At 62.3% G+C, this 16,710-nt stretch carries 21 protein-coding genes and 2 pseudogenes; 12 read left to right on the forward strand and 11 right to left on the reverse strand.

The window, feature by feature from the left end:
- Nucleotides 1-382 (forward strand): IS3 family transposase (locus AO398_RS24895; RefSeq protein ID WP_058191967.1); only part of this gene is annotated, 382 nt, incomplete at its 5' end.
- Between the two features lie 34 nt (nucleotides 383-416).
- Here the strand turns inward: AO398_RS24895 and AO398_RS24900 are convergent.
- Nucleotides 417-833, reverse strand: coding sequence for a hypothetical protein (locus AO398_RS24900; protein ID WP_058194858.1), 417 nt, complete (start codon nucleotides 831-833; stop codon nucleotides 417-419).
- Between the two features lie 299 nt (nucleotides 834-1,132).
- On the opposite strand from AO398_RS24900, the gene AO398_RS24905 reads away from it, so the two are divergent.
- Nucleotides 1,133-2,194, forward strand: a complete 1,062-nt coding sequence (locus AO398_RS24905; RefSeq protein WP_058194875.1) for a hypothetical protein — start codon at nucleotides 1,133-1,135, stop codon at nucleotides 2,192-2,194.
- Between the two features lie 34 nt (nucleotides 2,195-2,228).
- Here AO398_RS24905 and AO398_RS24910 read toward each other — a convergent pair whose 3' ends face one another.
- Nucleotides 2,229-2,546 carry a hypothetical protein gene (locus AO398_RS24910; protein ID WP_058194859.1) on the reverse strand — a complete coding sequence of 106 codons (318 nt, stop codon included), beginning with the start codon at nucleotides 2,544-2,546 and terminating at the stop codon, nucleotides 2,229-2,231.
- 425 nt (nucleotides 2,547-2,971) lie between these two features.
- Between AO398_RS24910 and AO398_RS24915 the strand changes: the two genes are divergently transcribed.
- Entirely contained in the window at nucleotides 2,972-3,214 is a 243-nt protein-coding gene (locus AO398_RS24915) for a hypothetical protein (RefSeq protein WP_058194860.1), read from the forward strand.
- A gap of 490 nt (nucleotides 3,215-3,704) precedes the next feature.
- Nucleotides 3,705-3,995, forward strand: coding sequence for a hypothetical protein (locus tag AO398_RS24920; RefSeq protein WP_058194861.1), 291 nt, complete (start codon nucleotides 3,705-3,707; stop codon nucleotides 3,993-3,995).
- 393 nt (nucleotides 3,996-4,388) lie between these two features.
- Here AO398_RS24920 and AO398_RS24925 read toward each other — a convergent pair whose 3' ends face one another.
- The gene (locus AO398_RS24925; RefSeq protein ID WP_058194862.1) at nucleotides 4,389-4,781 is read right to left on the reverse strand and encodes a helix-turn-helix transcriptional regulator; all 393 of its coding nucleotides are present in this window, start codon (nucleotides 4,779-4,781) and stop codon (nucleotides 4,389-4,391) included.
- Between the two features lie 230 nt (nucleotides 4,782-5,011).
- A complete protein-coding gene (locus tag AO398_RS24930) occupies nucleotides 5,012-5,599 on the reverse strand; it encodes a PAS domain-containing protein (RefSeq protein ID WP_058194863.1) in 588 nt (195 codons plus the stop codon).
- A gap of 190 nt (nucleotides 5,600-5,789) precedes the next feature.
- Here AO398_RS24930 and AO398_RS24935 point away from each other — a divergent pair, with 190 nt between their 5' ends.
- Together AO398_RS24935 and AO398_RS29180 are read left to right on the forward strand one after the other, a co-directional pair.
- A complete protein-coding gene (locus tag AO398_RS24935) occupies nucleotides 5,790-6,041 on the forward strand; it encodes a hypothetical protein (protein ID WP_058194864.1) in 252 nt (83 codons plus the stop codon).
- 304 nt (nucleotides 6,042-6,345) lie between these two features.
- Nucleotides 6,346-6,522 carry a hypothetical protein gene (locus tag AO398_RS29180; RefSeq protein WP_201025834.1) on the forward strand — a complete coding sequence of 59 codons (177 nt, stop codon included), beginning with the start codon at nucleotides 6,346-6,348 and terminating at the stop codon, nucleotides 6,520-6,522.
- Nucleotides 6,523-6,870: 348 nt separating this feature from the next.
- Here AO398_RS29180 and AO398_RS24940 read toward each other — a convergent pair whose 3' ends face one another.
- A complete protein-coding gene (locus AO398_RS24940; RefSeq protein ID WP_058194865.1) occupies nucleotides 6,871-7,335 on the reverse strand; it encodes a MucR family transcriptional regulator in 465 nt (154 codons plus the stop codon).
- A 592-nt stretch (nucleotides 7,336-7,927) separates the two neighbouring features.
- Here AO398_RS24940 and AO398_RS24945 point away from each other — a divergent pair.
- Nucleotides 7,928-8,599, forward strand: coding sequence for an SOS response-associated peptidase (locus AO398_RS24945; protein ID WP_058194866.1), 672 nt, complete (start codon nucleotides 7,928-7,930; stop codon nucleotides 8,597-8,599).
- A gap of 105 nt (nucleotides 8,600-8,704) precedes the next feature.
- Entirely contained in the window at nucleotides 8,705-8,848 is a 144-nt protein-coding gene (locus tag AO398_RS29185) for a hypothetical protein (protein WP_201025833.1), read from the forward strand.
- Between the two features lie 451 nt (nucleotides 8,849-9,299).
- Here the strand turns inward: AO398_RS29185 and AO398_RS28590 are convergent, their stop codons facing one another.
- Nucleotides 9,300-9,896: a hypothetical protein gene (locus tag AO398_RS28590; RefSeq protein ID WP_152997645.1), complete on the reverse strand. Its 597-nt coding sequence runs from the start codon at nucleotides 9,894-9,896 to the stop codon at nucleotides 9,300-9,302.
- Nucleotides 9,897-10,079: 183 nt separating this feature from the next.
- On the opposite strand from AO398_RS28590, the gene AO398_RS24960 reads away from it, so the two are divergent.
- A complete protein-coding gene (locus tag AO398_RS24960) occupies nucleotides 10,080-10,466 on the forward strand; it encodes a hypothetical protein (protein ID WP_058194869.1) in 387 nt (128 codons plus the stop codon).
- Between the two features lie 287 nt (nucleotides 10,467-10,753).
- Here AO398_RS24960 and AO398_RS24965 read toward each other — a convergent pair whose 3' ends face one another.
- Nucleotides 10,754-10,987: a hypothetical protein gene (locus AO398_RS24965; protein WP_058194870.1), complete on the reverse strand. Its 234-nt coding sequence runs from the start codon at nucleotides 10,985-10,987 to the stop codon at nucleotides 10,754-10,756.
- A gap of 251 nt (nucleotides 10,988-11,238) precedes the next feature.
- Between AO398_RS24965 and AO398_RS29845 the strand changes: the two genes are divergently transcribed.
- Complete coding sequence (locus AO398_RS29845) at nucleotides 11,239-11,748, forward strand: hypothetical protein (protein WP_348272375.1); 510 nt, start codon at nucleotides 11,239-11,241, stop codon at nucleotides 11,746-11,748.
- Between the two features lie 32 nt (nucleotides 11,749-11,780).
- Here the strand turns inward: AO398_RS29845 and AO398_RS24980 are convergent, their stop codons facing one another.
- From AO398_RS24980 to AO398_RS24990, 3 genes are all read right to left on the reverse strand, one after another.
- Nucleotides 11,781-12,062, reverse strand: a complete 282-nt coding sequence (locus tag AO398_RS24980) for a hypothetical protein (RefSeq protein WP_082643443.1) — start codon at nucleotides 12,060-12,062, stop codon at nucleotides 11,781-11,783.
- 127 nt (nucleotides 12,063-12,189) lie between these two features.
- On the reverse strand, nucleotides 12,190-12,492 hold the full coding sequence (locus tag AO398_RS24985) for a hypothetical protein (protein WP_058194871.1): 303 nt from the start codon (nucleotides 12,490-12,492) through the stop codon (nucleotides 12,190-12,192).
- Between the two features lie 1,057 nt (nucleotides 12,493-13,549).
- Entirely contained in the window at nucleotides 13,550-14,374 is an 825-nt protein-coding gene (locus AO398_RS24990; RefSeq protein ID WP_058194872.1) for a porin family protein, read from the reverse strand.
- 331 nt (nucleotides 14,375-14,705) lie between these two features.
- On the opposite strand from AO398_RS24990, the gene AO398_RS25000 reads away from it, so the two are divergent.
- Nucleotides 14,706-15,847, forward strand: a protein-coding gene (locus AO398_RS25000) for an IS3 family transposase (RefSeq protein WP_152997646.1) whose coding sequence is annotated in 2 segments (ribosomal slippage) — nucleotides 14,706-14,973 and nucleotides 14,973-15,847 — 1,143 coding nt in all. Because the reading frame shifts where the segments join, the coding sequence is not laid out codon by codon here.
- Between the two features lie 33 nt (nucleotides 15,848-15,880).
- Nucleotides 15,881-16,465 (forward strand): annotated as a pseudogene (locus AO398_RS25005) (IS630 family transposase); the annotation flags it as partial.
- 126 nt (nucleotides 16,466-16,591) lie between these two features.
- On the opposite strand, the pseudogene AO398_RS28595 reads toward AO398_RS25005, so the two are convergent.
- Nucleotides 16,592-16,710, reverse strand: a pseudogene (locus AO398_RS28595) (IS5/IS1182 family transposase); the annotation flags it as partial.

The following is a 16,710-nucleotide window of genomic DNA, read 5'->3' on the forward strand; positions in this document are numbered from 1 at the left end:
GAGAGCCAACTTCCGCGCCTTCCAGGTGACCGAGGCCCTGGACGCACTGGTGAAGCTCCGCGGTCGTCCAAAGAGCCTACGGGTGGACAATGGACCGGAGTTCGCCGGGCGCATGCTCGACCAGTGGGCGTACCTGAACGGGGTCGAGATCGACTTCTCACGACCGGGCAAACCGACAGACAACGCCTACATCGAGTCGTTCAACGGCCGCCTACGGGCGGAATGTCTGAACGCCTCGTGGTTCCTGTCGCTGGCCGATGCCCGCGAGCGCATCGAGGACTGGAGGTGCCACTACAACGAAGATCGCCCCCATACGGCCTTGGGCGGCTTGACGCCCCGAGCCTTCGCCAACCAAGCTGTCACAGCCCGAAAACTTGCATAGGCCGTGGACCACAAACGGGGTCAACTCCATCGGCTCAAAAGCCATACTTCAGGGCGGACCACTCCCAAGGGGGCCGATCAGTCCACCGTCGCCTTCGGTGTTCCGGTCGGTCATGAAGCATGTGGCACCGCTGACAGAAGACGGCGAGATTGCTGGCAGCGTTGTCGGACGTGTCGTGGTTGCGGTGCGCTGCGGCCAATACCACCCGCGTCCGCCGGATCACGCCGAGTACCCCCGCATCGATCTTCACGCGGATGCGCCGCCCACGTCCATCGCGCCACTGACCGGCATCAGCGTCCCACCAGCGGCCGTCACCGAGGTGGAACACGGTCTGCCCGTGCGGGCGACCGCAGCCCTTGCAAGCCCCCTTGGCACGCCCGAACCGGATCACCCGCGAAAGCTGCGGCCAATCGATCGGGTAGAAGTAGCGGTGCTCGCGCCGGATCGGCATGCGGGATCGGGGGGTGCAGGGCGGGTAGCTTGGCTGTCTGGCGTTTGCCCTTGTCTCACGGAGACGCGCACGTGTCATCGAGAGACCTGGATCCTCGTTGATCTAACGGATCATTCTCCTGCCTATGCGGTCCTTAGATAGCCGCTTCCTCGCAGCACATGCACCCTGGATAGGCTAATACCCGTTGTTCAACCGTATTAACCATCCGGTAAACTTCATTAATTGTTCGTTGACTGACAACGTCAAATCGAAGGAAATACGCAGGTGGGTTCAACGGCCGCTGCGTAGTGAGTTCGATCATGGTTCGGGTCGCGTCGTTCGGGCTCTCGTCACGGCAGGGTGGGCTCGCAGGGGCGATCCTGGCGCCATTCGCCTTCGTCGTCGGGACCAGCCCCGCCGCGGCACATGTAAAATGGTTCTGCGCCTTCGATGTCGCCGGTCAGCCTCGTGGTCTGGAGCAGGTGCTCTGCCAAGACTTCGAATGGCTCGTGGCGCTCGCGATCGGTTGCCTGATGTTCGGATGTCTCGCCGAGGGCACGCCGCTGGGCGGCGCGCTGCTCAACGCGCTCGACCGCATCACCATGCGGATCCGCACCGATACCGAACTCCTGGTCCGAGCGACCCTCGGCTTCTTCTTCGTCTCACTCTGGGGAATGGGCGGGACGATCCTCACCCCGGAACTCAAGACCGATCTCGCCTGGGTGCCGTGGCTCCAACTCGCCCTGGCCGCCTGCCTGATCTGGCGCCGGACCATGCCGATCACAGGTGCCGGGATCGTCGTCCTGTTCGCGCTGGCCGTTCAGCAGTACGGCGTCTTCCATCTGGCCGACTACCCGGTGTTCCTCGGCGTGGCCGTCTACCTCATCTGCCAGGGCTTCGACGTGCGGCCGTTCGATATCCGCCCGCTTGACATCGTGCGCTGGGCCGCCGCGATCACGCTGATGTGGGCCTCGGTCGAGAAGTGGGCCTACCCGCAGTGGACCGACCCGCTGCTCGCCGCCAAGCCGCAGATGACCATGGGGGCGACGCCCGAACTGTTCATGACGGCTGCGGGCGTCATCGAATTCACTCTGGCCTTCGCGTTGATCTGGACTCCGCTGGTCCGGCGAGCCGCGGCTATCATCCTGGCGGCGATCTTCGTCTCGGCGGTGTTCGAGTTCGGCAAGGTCGATGCGATCGGGCACTCCGGGATCATCGTCGTGCTGCTCGGCATCGCCGCCGACGACGTGCGGCGGGTGGTACGGGTCCGGGAGGTGGCTCTAGCCCCGGCGTGGTACGGCGCAGCGCTCGCTGCCTTCCTGGCCATGTACTACGTCGGCCACGCCTCCCTGTTCGGTGCGAGCGCCCTTCCAGTGATCTGACGTATCTGGCGAGCCGCTGTGTGATCGGTCTGCTTCAACGCACGTGCACGGCGAGTTTCATCTTTGGGTGGATGCCACAGAGAACCATGAAGTCGCCCTCCTGTGGGAAGGTGATGACTGTCCTGTCGGCGGGTGCCTGATCGCCAGAGTCGAAGGTGAGATCTGGAGCTTCGATGTAGGCGTGGTGGACGAGATTGGCATCGTCATTGACCACCGTCATGCGCTCACCGGGATGCAGGCTGACCGCCCCAGGTTGGAATTGCCTGCCCTTCTGCGAAATTATGTGATCACCCCCTGAAAACGCGACGACTGCTTCCGCAGCCACAGTCAGCAGCAAGCTCAGAGCGAGCATCGAACGGAATGCGTATCCAAGGTTGTATAACGTAGTATAGTTACCGATATATACTGGATCTAATTTTTTATGTGCAACCTCAGGTATAAAATTCTGATTAAGTTGCCTTCCAGTTAGGTCGCACCTGTTTAAGCCAACGCCACGATGGGGAACCGTCGAGGCGAGCCATCGCAAGCTGAACCGCAACTCGGTCGGTTGTGTTTAAGGCCCGGCGCGCGCCGGGGATCGGATAGACCGATATCGCCGGTAAGCGGCCGCTTGGTATTCCCGGTGAGGGATCTGCGCGGAAGCCATCGTTGAGGCTCAGCTAACCTTCTTCGACCAACGTTCCTTTTGAGGCCGCGTCGCGTACTTGGCCCCATCGCCGTGAGGAACGGCATCGAGCCCCGCCAGCCCGTGATCGGATCGGGCGGCGGGGCAGCGCTATGGATGCCCTCGTGACTGCTATGCTCTCCCACTCGGACGCACTTCTGCATGATCCGCTCTTACAGGCGGGGCAGCAGGTAGCCGAGGCTGAGGAACGTCGCGAACAGCAAATGCGCGTCCTGTCCGGCCTTGCTCAAGGCTCGCCCGCGCGGATCTACGCCGAGCACGTTCTGAGTGAGATCGAGCGGACCGTCGTGCTCAGCCGCATGCATCTGGAGCTAATTCAGAACCTCTTGGGGTGATCGACGGGCGCCGATCGGACATGTGGGCGACCCTGCTGGCGGCTCGATCGATGTGCTGTCCACGAGGAGCCAGATCATCTCCGAACGGCTTGAGAGCATCATGGCAGGCGGTTCGCCGACCATAGCCTTCCAAGCCGCGATGAACTCAAGCTGCGACATGCGAGCGAGCGTATCCTCGCTCTGAGACTCCGGCTCTGTCGATGCGACGCGCAGGTTGGTCATGAGCGGGATACGCCCCCGGTCCGAGGTACGTTTCAAGGCTCCCTGAGCAGGGTGAAGGCGACCTTAACGGAGTGTACGATAGCGAACCCTCACCCAGTAGGAACTCGTTAACCATATCAGCCCAAGTTTCTCTCAGCGATCGGCCGCAAGCCGAGCGTCGGAAGAGCAGCGCCACCCTCCTGGATAATAGGGTGCGGCCTCGCCGACGCAGTCGCATCGGCAGTCTGGAACGGTGCGTGATCCTGGGCGCTGCGGGTATCGTAATCAGATGACGACCGCCCAGCCTTTCGTCGTACGGGTGGACAAGCCCCGTGTGACGGTCACCTACAACTGCCCCACGGCAGAATGGGCGCTCAGGAAACTGAGCGAGTTCCAAGCCGCTGGTCATGCCAATATCATCATCACCGGGCCGGACGGACAGCCCTTGGCCGAGGCTGACCTCTTCGCGATGGTCAACCGCGCTGTGGACTCGGCGCCCGAACCCGGCGCCGACCGCGCCGTTACAAAACCACAAGGCACGAAATCGGCCGTCCCGCTGCGGAAAGTCTCGGCGGCCTGAACCTTGAGGCTCGGCTAATTCGAGCACGGCACCATGCTCATGGCCACGTAGCGCAACGGCCCGATCGCCGGTTAGATAGACGACCTCCCCCGTTGATCCGTGAACAGATCGGGCAGCGGGACCGAGCCGATTTCAACCTGGATCAGGCAACTCCGCTTCTGGCCGTATGGCCTGTCGTAGCCCGGCCAGATGTTAGCAGGTATCGCCTCCACGGCGTCTCAGTCCTCAATCGCTCAACCCAAAGCTCAAATGATCATGCCCGCCCCAGCAGGATCACCGGGCATGACATCGGGTCTGGCAGGATCGCCGGGGACTGGGTCAGTCGATGGTTCGGTTGTCGGAGGATTACCCGGCATCAGGTCGGTCGGAAGCGGCTCGCCGGGGTATGATAGATCAGGGCCGCTGGAGGCTGGCCGCTGTCTTGACGATCGACAGGACGTTGTTCCGCGTCGTCTCGTCGGAGATGCTCGTGAATGCCATGACGAGTTCCATTACCTTCGGGTCGTCAAAGAAGGTCGAGGTTGCCGCACTGCCCTCGTCGAAGCCCGACTGCGTGGCGAAGAAGGTCGCGACTGGAACTTGCAGAAGGTCGGCGATAGCCTGAAGCCGTCCGGCGCCGATGCGATTGAAGCCCTTCTCGTATTTCTGCACCTGCTGGAAGCTAACGCCGATCGCCTGTCCCAGCACCGTCTGGCTCAAGCCCTGCGCGGCACGGAGCGCCGCGATGCGGCTGCCGATCGTGCGGTCGGCGTCAGTGGCGAGCTTCGGCTTGTTCAGGGCGGTCATGTCGAGAGCTTTCAAATAGCGCGGCCTAAACCGGGCCGGAGCATCAAGGATCCCCCAAACCACATGACGCACGATTGAGTTTCACGCAATCACACAACCCAAGCTTGCGCTATCAACATAGCTTGAGCGCTTCGCCTTGAAACTGCCCAGTGCGAACTGAGTACCTCGGTAGTTTGCCCCCAACACGCTTACACGTTCGAACCGATCGATCATGGTGTCGGTCTGAACGTTCAGCGGCTCTCTGCCCGAGCGATAGCTCGACCGAGGCTGAACAGCAGTGCATCCGCTGCGGCCTGCACCTCGACGGGGGCGTCGGAGCCCAGCGTCTGCTTCAACGTGATCGCCAGATCGGCCGCCCGGTCGAGCGATGTCTCAGCCTGCTGCGCGCTGCCCATAACATACCGCTCCCCGCCATTACGCATCTCGGTGATGTCGATCAGGATGCCGCGGGACCGCAGCGGTCGGCCGAAGTGATCCTGATAGGTCCGACCACGACTGAGCAGCCAGCATACCGATCCGTCAGGGGCGATGACCCGGTATTCGGACAACACGAGGCCGCCAGCACATGCCGCCTTCCGCATATGTTCGGCCAGCCACTCGCGGTCATCGGGATGGACGGCCGCAACGGCGAACACCCCGGTGATCTCGCGCTCGGCCAGATCCGGATCCCCGGTCAGAAGGCGAGCCGCACCGACATCGTAGCTGACGACCCCACGGGTGTGATCCCAATCCCAGGTCCCGACCACACAAGAGGCTTCCAGCGCACCCCTTAGGCGCTCCATATCCTCGTCGAAGCCGTCGATAGCGTTGATGCGCATGGCGCCTCGCGAAACTCGGTCTCTGGCTGTGGCCACTTCGGTACGAGCGAAACAGCACAACCAATCGTTGGCGCCCTCTTAGGTTGCATCATGCGCTGGCCTGCAACCCGGCGCCCATATGGTGTGTTATCCGGACCATCCATCAGAAACCGTCGCCGCATCCGTGAGGCGAGACGCCGAGCGAGGTGCCATGCCCGACACTTTCGAGGACCGCGACGACGAGCGTGAGGTTCGAGGCATGCTCGCCCGGATCAGCGATGCGCTCGGGGTCCCGGTGGCGGCGTTCTTTGGCTCTAACGCCGACATGCCGGAGTCTCTCCGGCATCAGCGGGAAGAGCAAGTCCTGAGGGTAGTGCGGGCGTATCTTCGGGAGATTGATCACGAAGCTGCACGACGCTTCATCACAGCCGTCCAGGCACTGGTCGAGACCGACGTGCGATAGCACGGGCGCTACGAACTACCGCGTAAGGTTGACCGCATCCGCACGAAAGGGTTCGGCGGTGTCGGGAGCCTCAGTGAACTTCGTTAAGTTGGCCGAGTAGGCCCGCTGGCAATAATCCCATGGCGCCGCCCACAACATCGTGGACGAAATCTCACGGCAAGCTGGCACGGACCCGCGGCAACTCGACCGTAAACCGCGAGCCGCGGCCCGGTTCGGCTTGCACGTGTATCGGATGTCCCAGCACCGCTGCCGTGCGTCTGATGATCGACAGCCCCAAACCGATGCCATCCCGACCAGGATCGAGTTGCGAAAATTCATCGAAGATCCGCTCCCGCACTTCGGGAGCGAGGCCGATCCCGGTAACCGGGTTCAGGGCGTCGAGGCCGACCGCATCATGTTCGAGCAGACGGCTACGCGGCGGGACAAGCCCGGCCAGATCTGGGGGCCGCCGATCTGGGAGTTCAAGCCGAAAGTCGGTTGATGCGGCCCCGGTTGGAACGGGCTACGAACACAGCGGGGCACCGACCGAGAACGTTGGCATCCGTCAGCCGCATGTCAGCAGCATCTGCGAACAGAGCGGGTCTCGGTGATAGATCGTTAACCATGCGGGCGCAGGATAACCGCAGCGACCGGCCCGCGGGCTGAGCGTCGAAAGAGCAGCGCCGGGACCGTTACACGGTCGGTCACGGTGCGGCCTAGCCGGTGCAGTCGCTCTAGGCCCGCCCGGTCCCCCTGGGCGGGCCTTGCTCGTTCCGGCTTCGACGGCTCCTTAAAGACGCCTGCCTGTCAGCCCAAGAGCAGATCGGGCTGCGGGACCGAACCCTTCGGATCAGGATGTCTTGCGAGCCTTCCGACCACGCCCGGCCATGACACCGGGCTGGCCGAGCCCGAACGACTTGGCGAGGGCAGAGCGCTGCTCGGCGTAATTCGGGGCGACCATTGGGTAATCAGCAGGCAGGCCGTAGCGCTCTCGGTAGCTCTGCGGGCTGAACCCGTTGGCGGTGAGATGGCGCTTCAGCGTCTTGTAGGTCTTGCTGTCGATGAAGCTCATGATCCCGTCCTGCTGAACCGACTTGCGGATCTGAGCGGGGCTCGGCCTTTGCACCTCGGCATCAATGACGACGGTCTCGGGAACACCACCTGAAGTTAGCTTTGAAACTGTGCGTTGCACGCTGTGAATGAGCCCCGGAAGCCCAGCGACCGGCACTGAATTGTTCGAGATGTACGCAGCGACGATGTCCGCGGTTAAGCCGATAATATCGCTATGGTAATCGAATTTTGTATTTTCTTTCATGATTGCGCCTGGAAAATGTCGCTCTGCTGATGTTGGGTATGACTATTAAATTCGGGACTGATTAAGAAATCAAAACTGCGTCAAGGCGACGCTGACCCTCTACTGTAGGATGCATTTTGCAATATAATTTGAGAGACGAACGATCGAGACCTCAATCGCTTCGGCATATCTTCCGTCGAGCATTGTTCCTCAAGGCAATGCGCAGATCGGTGCGAAAAATGCCGCTCACGCTTCACTCTGCGGGTCTACCGGCACCTCCTTCCGCTGCGATCGGGGCGCTCTCCAACAAGACACGGATCATCGCCGAGCGGCTTTCGAGCATCATTGCAGGTGGTTCTCCCACCATAGCTTCCCAGGCCGCTAAGAATTTATCGTGGGATATGTGAGCGAGGGTGTCCTCACTCTGAGACACCGGCTCTGTCGATGCGACGCGCAGGTTGATCATGGGCAGGATACGCCCGCGGTCCGTCGTGTGTTTCAAGGCTCCTTGAGCAGGGTGAAGGCAACCTTAACCGAGTGTACGCCACCTAACCCTCGGCCTTGAACGCACGTTGCGGACCTGAGCCTTCACGACGGTCGGCGAGCATGCTGCATGTGCAACCTCTACAGCCTGACCCGCCCGCAGTCCGAGATCGGCAGGGCGTTCGGCATTGAGCGCGACGACACCGGCAACCTACCGCCGCTGCCCGGCATCTTCCCGAACACCTCGGCACCCGTGATCCGCATGCGCGACGGTGCCCGTGCCCTGTCGATGATGCGTTGGGGCATGCCGTCCCCAGCTTTCGCCCTGAAGGGCAAGAAGGTCGATCCCGGCGTCACCAACGTGCGGAACACCGGTTCGCCGCACTGGCGCCGCTGGCTCTCACCCGCGCATCGCTGCCTCGTGCCGATCACGAGTTTCAGCGAGAACGAGAAAGCCGCGGACGGTTCGCACCCGCCCGTGTGGTTCGCGTTGACCGAAGATCGGCCCCTCACCTGCTTCGCGGGCATCCTGGTCGAGGGTTGGCAGAGCGTGCGGAAGGTCAAGGACGGCGAGACCACCGACGACCTGTATGCGTTCTTGACCACCGAGCCGAACGCGGAGGTAGGCGCCGTGCACCCGAAGGCGATGCCGGTGATCCTCACGAAGCCGGAGGAGTGGGAGACGTGGCTGTCAGCGCCCTGGCCGGAGGCGAAGGATCTTCAGCGGCCCTTGGCCGATGACGCGCTCGTCGTCGTAGCCCGTGGCGCTCGCCGGGATGGGCGAGCCGACGATGTGGATTAATGACGGCAGCTTAGCTTCATCACAGTCCCGCCGCGATCGGCGCGCCTCCTGAAGGCAATGGCGGAGGGCGGTCCGCCGAGTATCACGCCGCCCGGAGTACGCCGCGTGCTGAACACCCTATTGGCCCTATTAGCCGTTGTCGTCGTCATGGCCGCTCACGGCGTGGCCAAGCTGGTGCTGCTGCCGTTCCATGCGCTGCGCGGCCTGTTCCGACACAGCACCAAGCCATCACCGATTACGGTGCGCTAACCAGATCCTGGCAACCTATGGGGACGCAGGTGAGATAGACGACCTCCCCCGTCAGCCCGTGATCAGATCGGGCGACGGGGCCGAGCCGGACGGCTCAGCCGTGTCCATCACAGTATTTTGAATACACCGTGTGATCAGTGGCTCTTCTCATGCGTTGCCAGGGTCATGGACACGCTTGACGCCCACGCCGCTACGTTAAACCGGCTTGCTCGCGCACTTGATGTGCCGGTAGAGGAATTCCTGGACGAGCCGTCCGACAGCGATGCCAGCGATTTTCTCGCCCTGGTGCAACTCTGGTCGGAGATTGAGGACAGAGAGGGCCGTCGTCGGGTCCTAAGCGTAGCGCGACAGGAAGCCGAACGCGGTGGCTACAAAGGGTCCGCCTGATAGGGCCGACGACCGCGCTTCCCCGGAGACGGTGCGGTCAGCGCATCGATCTGCGGTATTCGGGTCAATGGAGCTTCTCGGGGCCTTTCGACACCATCTGAGCGATCTCACGCCCAATCGCCATCAGGAGCGCCCGCGCTGGTTGAAGGAGGCTCGGCAGCGCAGTCGCCTCGATCGCCTCGTAGGCCGCTACGCCGTGGTCGGCTGCGGCATGCAGCAACCCCTCGTCGTCTCCAGCCCCGAACCGGCGATGCCCGTCCGCCTCAAGCTCGGTGATGTCGATGACGATGCCGATGGAGGTCGTCGCATTGCCCTGGGTATCGAAGAAGGTCCGCCCGCGACATAGCACCCGGCGGACACCGTGTTGCTGAGAGCGAACACGGTGCTCGCGCACTGCTACACCGGGTCCTTTCATGCCTTGATGGATCTGGCTTCGAAGCCACGCCACGTCGTCGTCGTAGACCCCTGCTAAAGCCTCTTCGGGCGCGAGATCCCGCCCTGCAAGCTCGGCGTCGCCAGCGAGGAGTTCGGCTGCGCCACGGCTGTAGCGAGCGACCTTGCGACGGTGATCCCATTCCCAGGTTCCAACTACCCCAGCCGCTGCGAGCGCTCGATCCGATCGCGGCTCTTCACCCCACTGGTCATCGCCACCGTCTGCCATGCCATTCCCTCGGTCCGCTTTCGGACATAGGCTTAGGCGCAACTACTGGTAGTGCAACGGATCAAAACCAAACTTAGTCGGGATACTCAAGCCCTCAGAGCGTATGATCAAGGTCGCCCCATACCGCACAACCCCGCTTCTGGCCGCATGGTCTGGCGGAAACGCCTGCCGTGATTCTGCCAAATGTCATCCGGTCTCGCCCCCACCTTGATCCCGAACCCCGTCGCGATGTGGCACAGCGCCATCGAGAACATCTCCGAGCGCGCCTCACCGTGCCGCCACCTGACGCCGACGCAGTGGGCGACGATGCGGGAGGCGGCACTCGATTTCTGCACCCGCCTCGATGCCGAGGCCCACGGCTTGGGCTGGACTGCGCCGCAGCTATTCGGTGTCCATCCCGAGCACGGCACGCTCCGGGTCGATTACTGCGGCGCGCTGATGATCGCCGGTAACCGGGTTCAGGGCGTCGATGCTGACCGCATCATGTTCGAGCGGACGGCTGCGCGGCGGGACAAGCCCGGCCAGATCTGGGGGCCACCGATCTGGAAGTTCAAGGCGAAGGGCGGCTGAGGCCACGAGCCTTTGGTCATCAAGCCGGAAGGACGTGGAGCAGCCCGCCGATCAAGCCGAGCATCCCTATGCCGATCAGCCCCACGGCAATATACATCCGCATTCGGCTATGACCGATCAATTCCAGGCGGCCTTCTTCAAGGTAGTCAGACCAATCGACCACGGGTCCCCATCATGTTGCACAGGCTGAAGCCGCGCCCTCTATGCCCGTGCCAAGACGATGGGATGACCTTGGCCGTCCTGTCTCGCCCGTGATCGAATTGGTGGCGTGGGTTCACCGATCGAAATCACGCCACGGGGGCGCCTAGCAGCAGGTAAGCACCGATCGGGGCGTTGCATGCCATGATGATCTCACGCCGGAGATCGTCGCACTGCGCATCGATCAGGTCGGGTAGGATATCCTCGTCGCAGTCGTCGATGGCCGCGATCAGGATCAGTCCAGGGGCGGTCACCACGAACTCGACCAGGACCTCTCGCTCGGCATAGGGGTCGTGCGGGTCGAGACAGTAGTGCTTGGGCATGATCGTGCTTCCGGCGGGCCGGTAAAGCGGCGAGGCGCGTCTCCTATGTCCGTCCTACGACGATGGCATGACATTGCCCCCGGCTGGCTCGTTCGGCCGCCGCAGTGGACCTCGTAATCGTTCTTGCGAGCACCTCCACGTCGGTCCTCATTCCGATGTGTCACGGGGGCAGCGCCTACCCGAAAGAGGTGCGACCCTAACGGTACGGCCTACGTGCTTTGACGCCGAGCCGCTGCGACCGGGTCCTGCCGATGCCGCGATACTTCATCGACCTTCATGATGGCACGGAGGCGGTGCGCGATCGGGAAGGTCGCGAGTTATCGAACCTCGACGCCGCCCGCGTTCAGGCGGTGCGTATCCTGACGCAGCTCGCACAAGGCTTCTCGAATGAGCCGCGGCAGGACTACGTCGCGGCGGTCCGCAATGCTGCGGGTACGGTGCGTCTGCGCCTCAGGATGTCGCTGGACGCTGGCCCGATCGGTGATGGACAGGACGCGTCCGACGACGGCGTTGATGCGGTCGCCGGACCCTACCCTGTGTGGGTGAGCAAGCCGCTCAAGCTTCACTGCTTCCTCATAGCCGTCGAACATCGACGTGGCACCGCCCCTGTCTACGCGGTGCTGGCGAGCACCGCGGACGAGGCTCTGGAAGCGGTGACAGGTGCGGTCGCTCCGCGAGCCAAGCTCAGGCGGGTGGGTGGCTTGTCGAAAGACATGACCCGTCACCTGCGGTTGAAGCCGGGCGAGATACGCATGATTTGATCGAACATATGCAGGATGACCGACCGTTCCGATCAGTCCCCACCGGACTCGTCAGAACGATCTGTGAGATGTTCTTTGAGGTGGGCCGCCGCGCTCGCGTACAGTTCGTACCGTCGTATCAGCTTGGCACGTTTCTCGGGCTTCTTATTATCTTCAATCTTGTTCTTCGCCTTGTCCGCGTGACTGATCATCTTCTTAGCCAATTTCTTGAACGCCTCATCGATCTTGGCATTCACTTTGTCCGTCTCGGCATTCGCTGCCTCCCTGCGGTCGCGCAAAGACCCAGTAAAACTACTCTTCATATCCTTGGCCACGAGATACCTCCGGTAGTTATGGAAAACTTTGGGAAAGAAGAAGGTCGTCCAGTGATACACAGGAACCGCCCCTCAGACTTCGACGAGGTATGCGGTGAGGGCAGAAGGATGGGCCAGTGCAGCCCGTTCAATAAGCCTTCTGTAGGTTCCGATGGGCATCTCCACGCCGGTCCTTCTTCCGACGCGTGACCGGAAGCGGGGTCTCGCTCTCCTCCGAGGCTCGCTCACCCAGCGCGAAGTCATGCAGCCGCTGTGCGCGTCTCACGTCACCGTCCACCGCGCTCGTGAGGGCGTAGAAGGCGGCCCGGACGATATCCTTCTTGCTCGCTTTGGGGTGCTTCTCGCGGACCGCGGCGACGAGTTCCTTCCGCTTGATCCCCGGTCCGGCCAACCCCTGCAATGTGCCAGCAAGTTCCTCGATAGAGGCCATGATTGCTCCTTCCGCCGACGACCATGGCCGCGGCTCGCATGCGTCGTGCTTCCAAGCTCGCAGGCCCCATTTCAAAGGCGGTAGACCCACGCCTGTATTAGAAGTCCCGAAGCGGCTTTTAGACCATATTACGATCTCATGACACGGCCACACCTCGAACTTATCGTCGAGCACGCCTTGCTCGCCTGAAGGTACAGCCATATTCAGCCGAGGTTCCTTCCCGAGACCGGAACTAACTCAAGGCGCGCCGCCGCGGACAGGCGCGCCTCTTTCGTTTCCTCGTCAATAGTTAGCCAACTGATGCTGATCCCGCGGTCTACGTGCCCTGGGCAACGGACGACCTCAGCGTGCTTGGCAGCGATTTCGCGAGGGATCATTGCTGCACCTGCTCAGTTAACGCTTGCGGTGCAGCATCTGCGCTCGACCGGCGTGCGACCGTTCGGCTTCGACCTCTCGTCAAACGGATATCGACGGTCCCGCCACTTAACCCTGACACCGATCGGAAGGACTGCCCACCATGTTCCTAAAGGGCTTCTCTTACGCGATGATAGGGGCGTTCGCCTGTGGCCTCGTGATGACGTTCATAGGCTCGGCCAGCCAGATCTTGGGCTTGTAATTCCACTGACCGGCGAGCGGCTTGAGCGGTCGCCAGGAATGGTCTGACGGATCGGCGGCGGGGTTCAAGCCCCGCCGTTCTCATGGGCAGAGCCATGAACGCGCTCCCCGGCTGGACCGGGCAGCAGATCAGCCCAGGGCGACCAGTTGATCGTTTTTCTGGCGTCGGTGGCACCAGCCCCATCATTACGGCGGTGGACATCGTAGCTAACTAGGCAGCCAACAACCCCGAACGTACTTCAGTATTGCTCTTAAAAAACACCCCAAGAGAAAGTGCTCTCAGGGTGGATCGACCTACCCGCTAACTTAAATCGACTGGGATCAGGAGGTCAGTTTTAATTGTCGAAACTGCCGCAGCCGAAAGGCGATGAGGAGGACCAGTCCCTCGCTATTCTACTGCAATCACCTCGGCGAGGTCGCCGAGGTGTGAACTGTCCTCGCCTCAGTACGAGCCGAACTTGAAGTTCAGGCCCGCGCGGGCAATGCCGCCCTCCGTCCGGAACCGGGAGATGTAGCCGACGCCGGGGCCACCGACAGAACCTACGAGCAGGTTGTGGCTGCCGAGGTCGTAGCGGATGTATTCGGCCTTGAGCGTCACGGCGTTCGACCGGAAGAAGTTCAGGAATGAGTCGGTGGGCAACGCGTACTCGATGCCGCCGCCATAAGCGTAGCCGGTGTCGAGCCGCGAGCGGCTGCCGAAGTACGTCAGCGGTGCGGCGGTCTGGAAGCCGACCCGCTGGGTCACGTCGCCGTAAGCGAAGCCGCCAGTGCCGTATACGAACACACGATCGAAGGCGTAGCCGACGCGACCGCGGACGGTGCCGAGGAAGCTGAGGTCGGTGCGATAGGTGTTGGTGAGGACGTTCGGGTTGAAGGCCGGGCGGAAAATCGACTCCACGCCTGTGCGCTGCAAGTCCATGTACTGCGCATCGGCCTCAACGCCGACGACGATGCCCGAGCCCGGCGTGAACTGATAGTTGTAGCCGACCTGACCACCGGCAGAGAACCCATCCTGCGAGAGGCGAACGGCTGGGCTGCGGAGCAGGTTGTTCACGTTGTTCTGGAGGGTGCCGATGCCCACGGTCCGGATCGTGTCCGACTCCGTGTAAGCGTAGCCCGCGTTGATACCGAAGTAGGCGCCGGTCCAGGTGAACACCGGCACCGGGGTGAAGATCGGCGGCGGGGCGGCACGGCGCGGCAGATCCGCGGCCGAGGCAGCACCAGTCAGAGCAGTAAATGCGGCCAACACGGCCAGTAGCTTTTTCATGACGTAGCTGTCTCCGGAGCACGCGTGGTCATGAGCTAGGCTAGGCTGTAATCGCCGAAAATAATGTATCTAACTGGCCACACCCTGAAGTCGAATTCGGTATCTAGGGCAATCATTTGCTGCCTAGTCTCAGATCGCCGAAAGATAAGACATGGAAATTTCCAATTGTATTTTTTGAAGCGTTATAAACGCTTGAGTCATCCGTTTAATCCCTGCGCGGATCAGAAAATTATCCTCTGCGTTGGTTCTTGGGCGATCGGCCAACTGACCTGACCGGCTGGCTTTGGACCGGGCTGATTGAGAGGATCAGCCAGGACCAAAGGAGTTGGACATGCGGCGAGGTCAGAAGACGGGTGCGGAGCAGGTCGTGCTGAAGCTGCGCCAGATTGAGGTGCAGACAGCCCAGGGCAAGAGTTTGGCCCTCGCGTGCAAGGAGGCCGAGATCTCCGAGCAAAGCTACTATCGCTGGCGCAAGGAATACGGCGGCCTGCAGATCGACCAAGCGCGCCGGATGAAGGATCTTGAGCGTGAGAACGCGCGATTGCGGCGGCTCGTAGCCGATCTATCCCTGGAAAAGCAGGCGCTGGCGGACGTCGCCTCGGGAAACTTGTAGCCCCCGAGCGACGCCGGCAGGCGGTCGACGGCATCCGGGAGAAGTACGGCCTCTCGGAGCGTCACGCCTGCCGGATCGTCGGCCAGCATCGGGGTACGCAGCGCTACGTGCCCACCGTGCCGGCCAACGAGGATGAGCTGACCCGCGCCATCATCGCCCTGGCGTCCGAGTACGGGCGCGACAGATACCGCCGCGTCACCGCGCTGCTGCAGGCAGCCGGCTGGCAAGTGGGCAAGGACCGGGTTCAGCGCATCTGGCGTCGCGAGGGGCTCAAAGTCCCTAGCCGACAGAGACCGCGCAGCCGCCTATGGCTGAACGACGGCTCATGCGTGCGGCTACGACCGCTCCACCGCAACCATGTGTGGAGTTTCGACTTCGTGCAAGCTCAGACCCACGACGGCCGAAGCCTACGCATCCTGACGCTGATCGACGAGCATAGCCGGGCGTGCCTGGCGCTGAAGGTGGCACGGCGTATCAACAGCGTCCGCGTGATCGAGGCGCTGGCCGATGCCATGTGCCTGCACGGCATCCCCGAGCACATCCGCTGCGACAATGGCCCGGAGATGATCTCAAAGGCGCTGCGCAAGTGGGTCGCCAAGACGGGGCCACAGATCCAGTACATCGCGCCAGGCTCGCCGTGGGAGAACGGGTATTGCGAGAGCTTCAACGGTAAGCTGCGCGACGAGTGCCTGCGCCAAGAGATCTTCTACTCACTGAAAGAAGCTCAGATCGTGATCGGTCTATGGCAGAACACATACAACCGCGTCCGGCCGCACTCATCCTTGGGCTACCGGCCGCCCGCGCCTGTCAGCTTCCCGGATCTGGCCTTCCGGCTACCCTTGGCAGCCGCCATGCAGTAGCCTCTCAATCGGCTCGGTCCAAAATACCGGTCAGGTCATGCCCATGCCGTCGTGCTGTCGATCGACGAGAAAAGCCAGATCCAGGCTCTCGACCGAACGCAACCGGGACTGCCGCTGAAAAAAGGCCGGGTCGGCACCATGACGCACGACTACAAGCGCCACGGCACGACGACCCTGTTCGCCGCCCTCGACGTGCTGGATGGCAAGGTCGTCGGCCGTTGCATGCAACGCCATCGCCATCAGGAGTTCATCCGCTTCCTCAACGCCGTCGAGAAAACCGTCCCGGCCAGCAAGGCCATGCACGTGATCCTCGATAACTACGCGGCCCACAAGCACCCCAAGGTCATCGCCTGGCTGGCTCGCCACCCGCGCGTCACCTTCCACTTCACCCCAACCAGTGCGTCCTGGCTGAACGCCGTCGAGGGCTTCTTCGCTGCCCTCACCAAGCGCCGGCTCCGGCGTGGCACTTTCCTCGGCGTCGTCGATCTACAGGCAGCCATCAACCGCTACCTCGCCGAACATAACCTCGACCCGACCCCCTTCCGCTGGAAAGCCGACCCAGACACCATCATCGCGGCCGCAGCACGGGGGCATCAAACGTTGGATTCAATCCACTAGGACAGTTCGGCCTGGGGGTGGACGCCATTGAGATTCACGATGAAGGCTGCAATCAACGAGTGGACGACTTCGCGCGTGACACTTGAATATTCGAGCGGCTCGCTGCGGACGGGAACCGAGAGGCTGTTATGAACCTGTGGCGAGTTGAGCGGCCTTTTTGAGCATGAGGCAGACGAAAGCGACGAGGTGCAGGTCTGCCAGGGTGCTTGCATAGCGCTCGTAATCTTTGACGAGCCTGCGAAAGC

The organism is Methylobacterium sp. GXS13 (assembly GCF_001455965.1).
Taxonomy (GTDB): domain Bacteria; phylum Pseudomonadota; class Alphaproteobacteria; order Rhizobiales; family Beijerinckiaceae; genus Methylobacterium.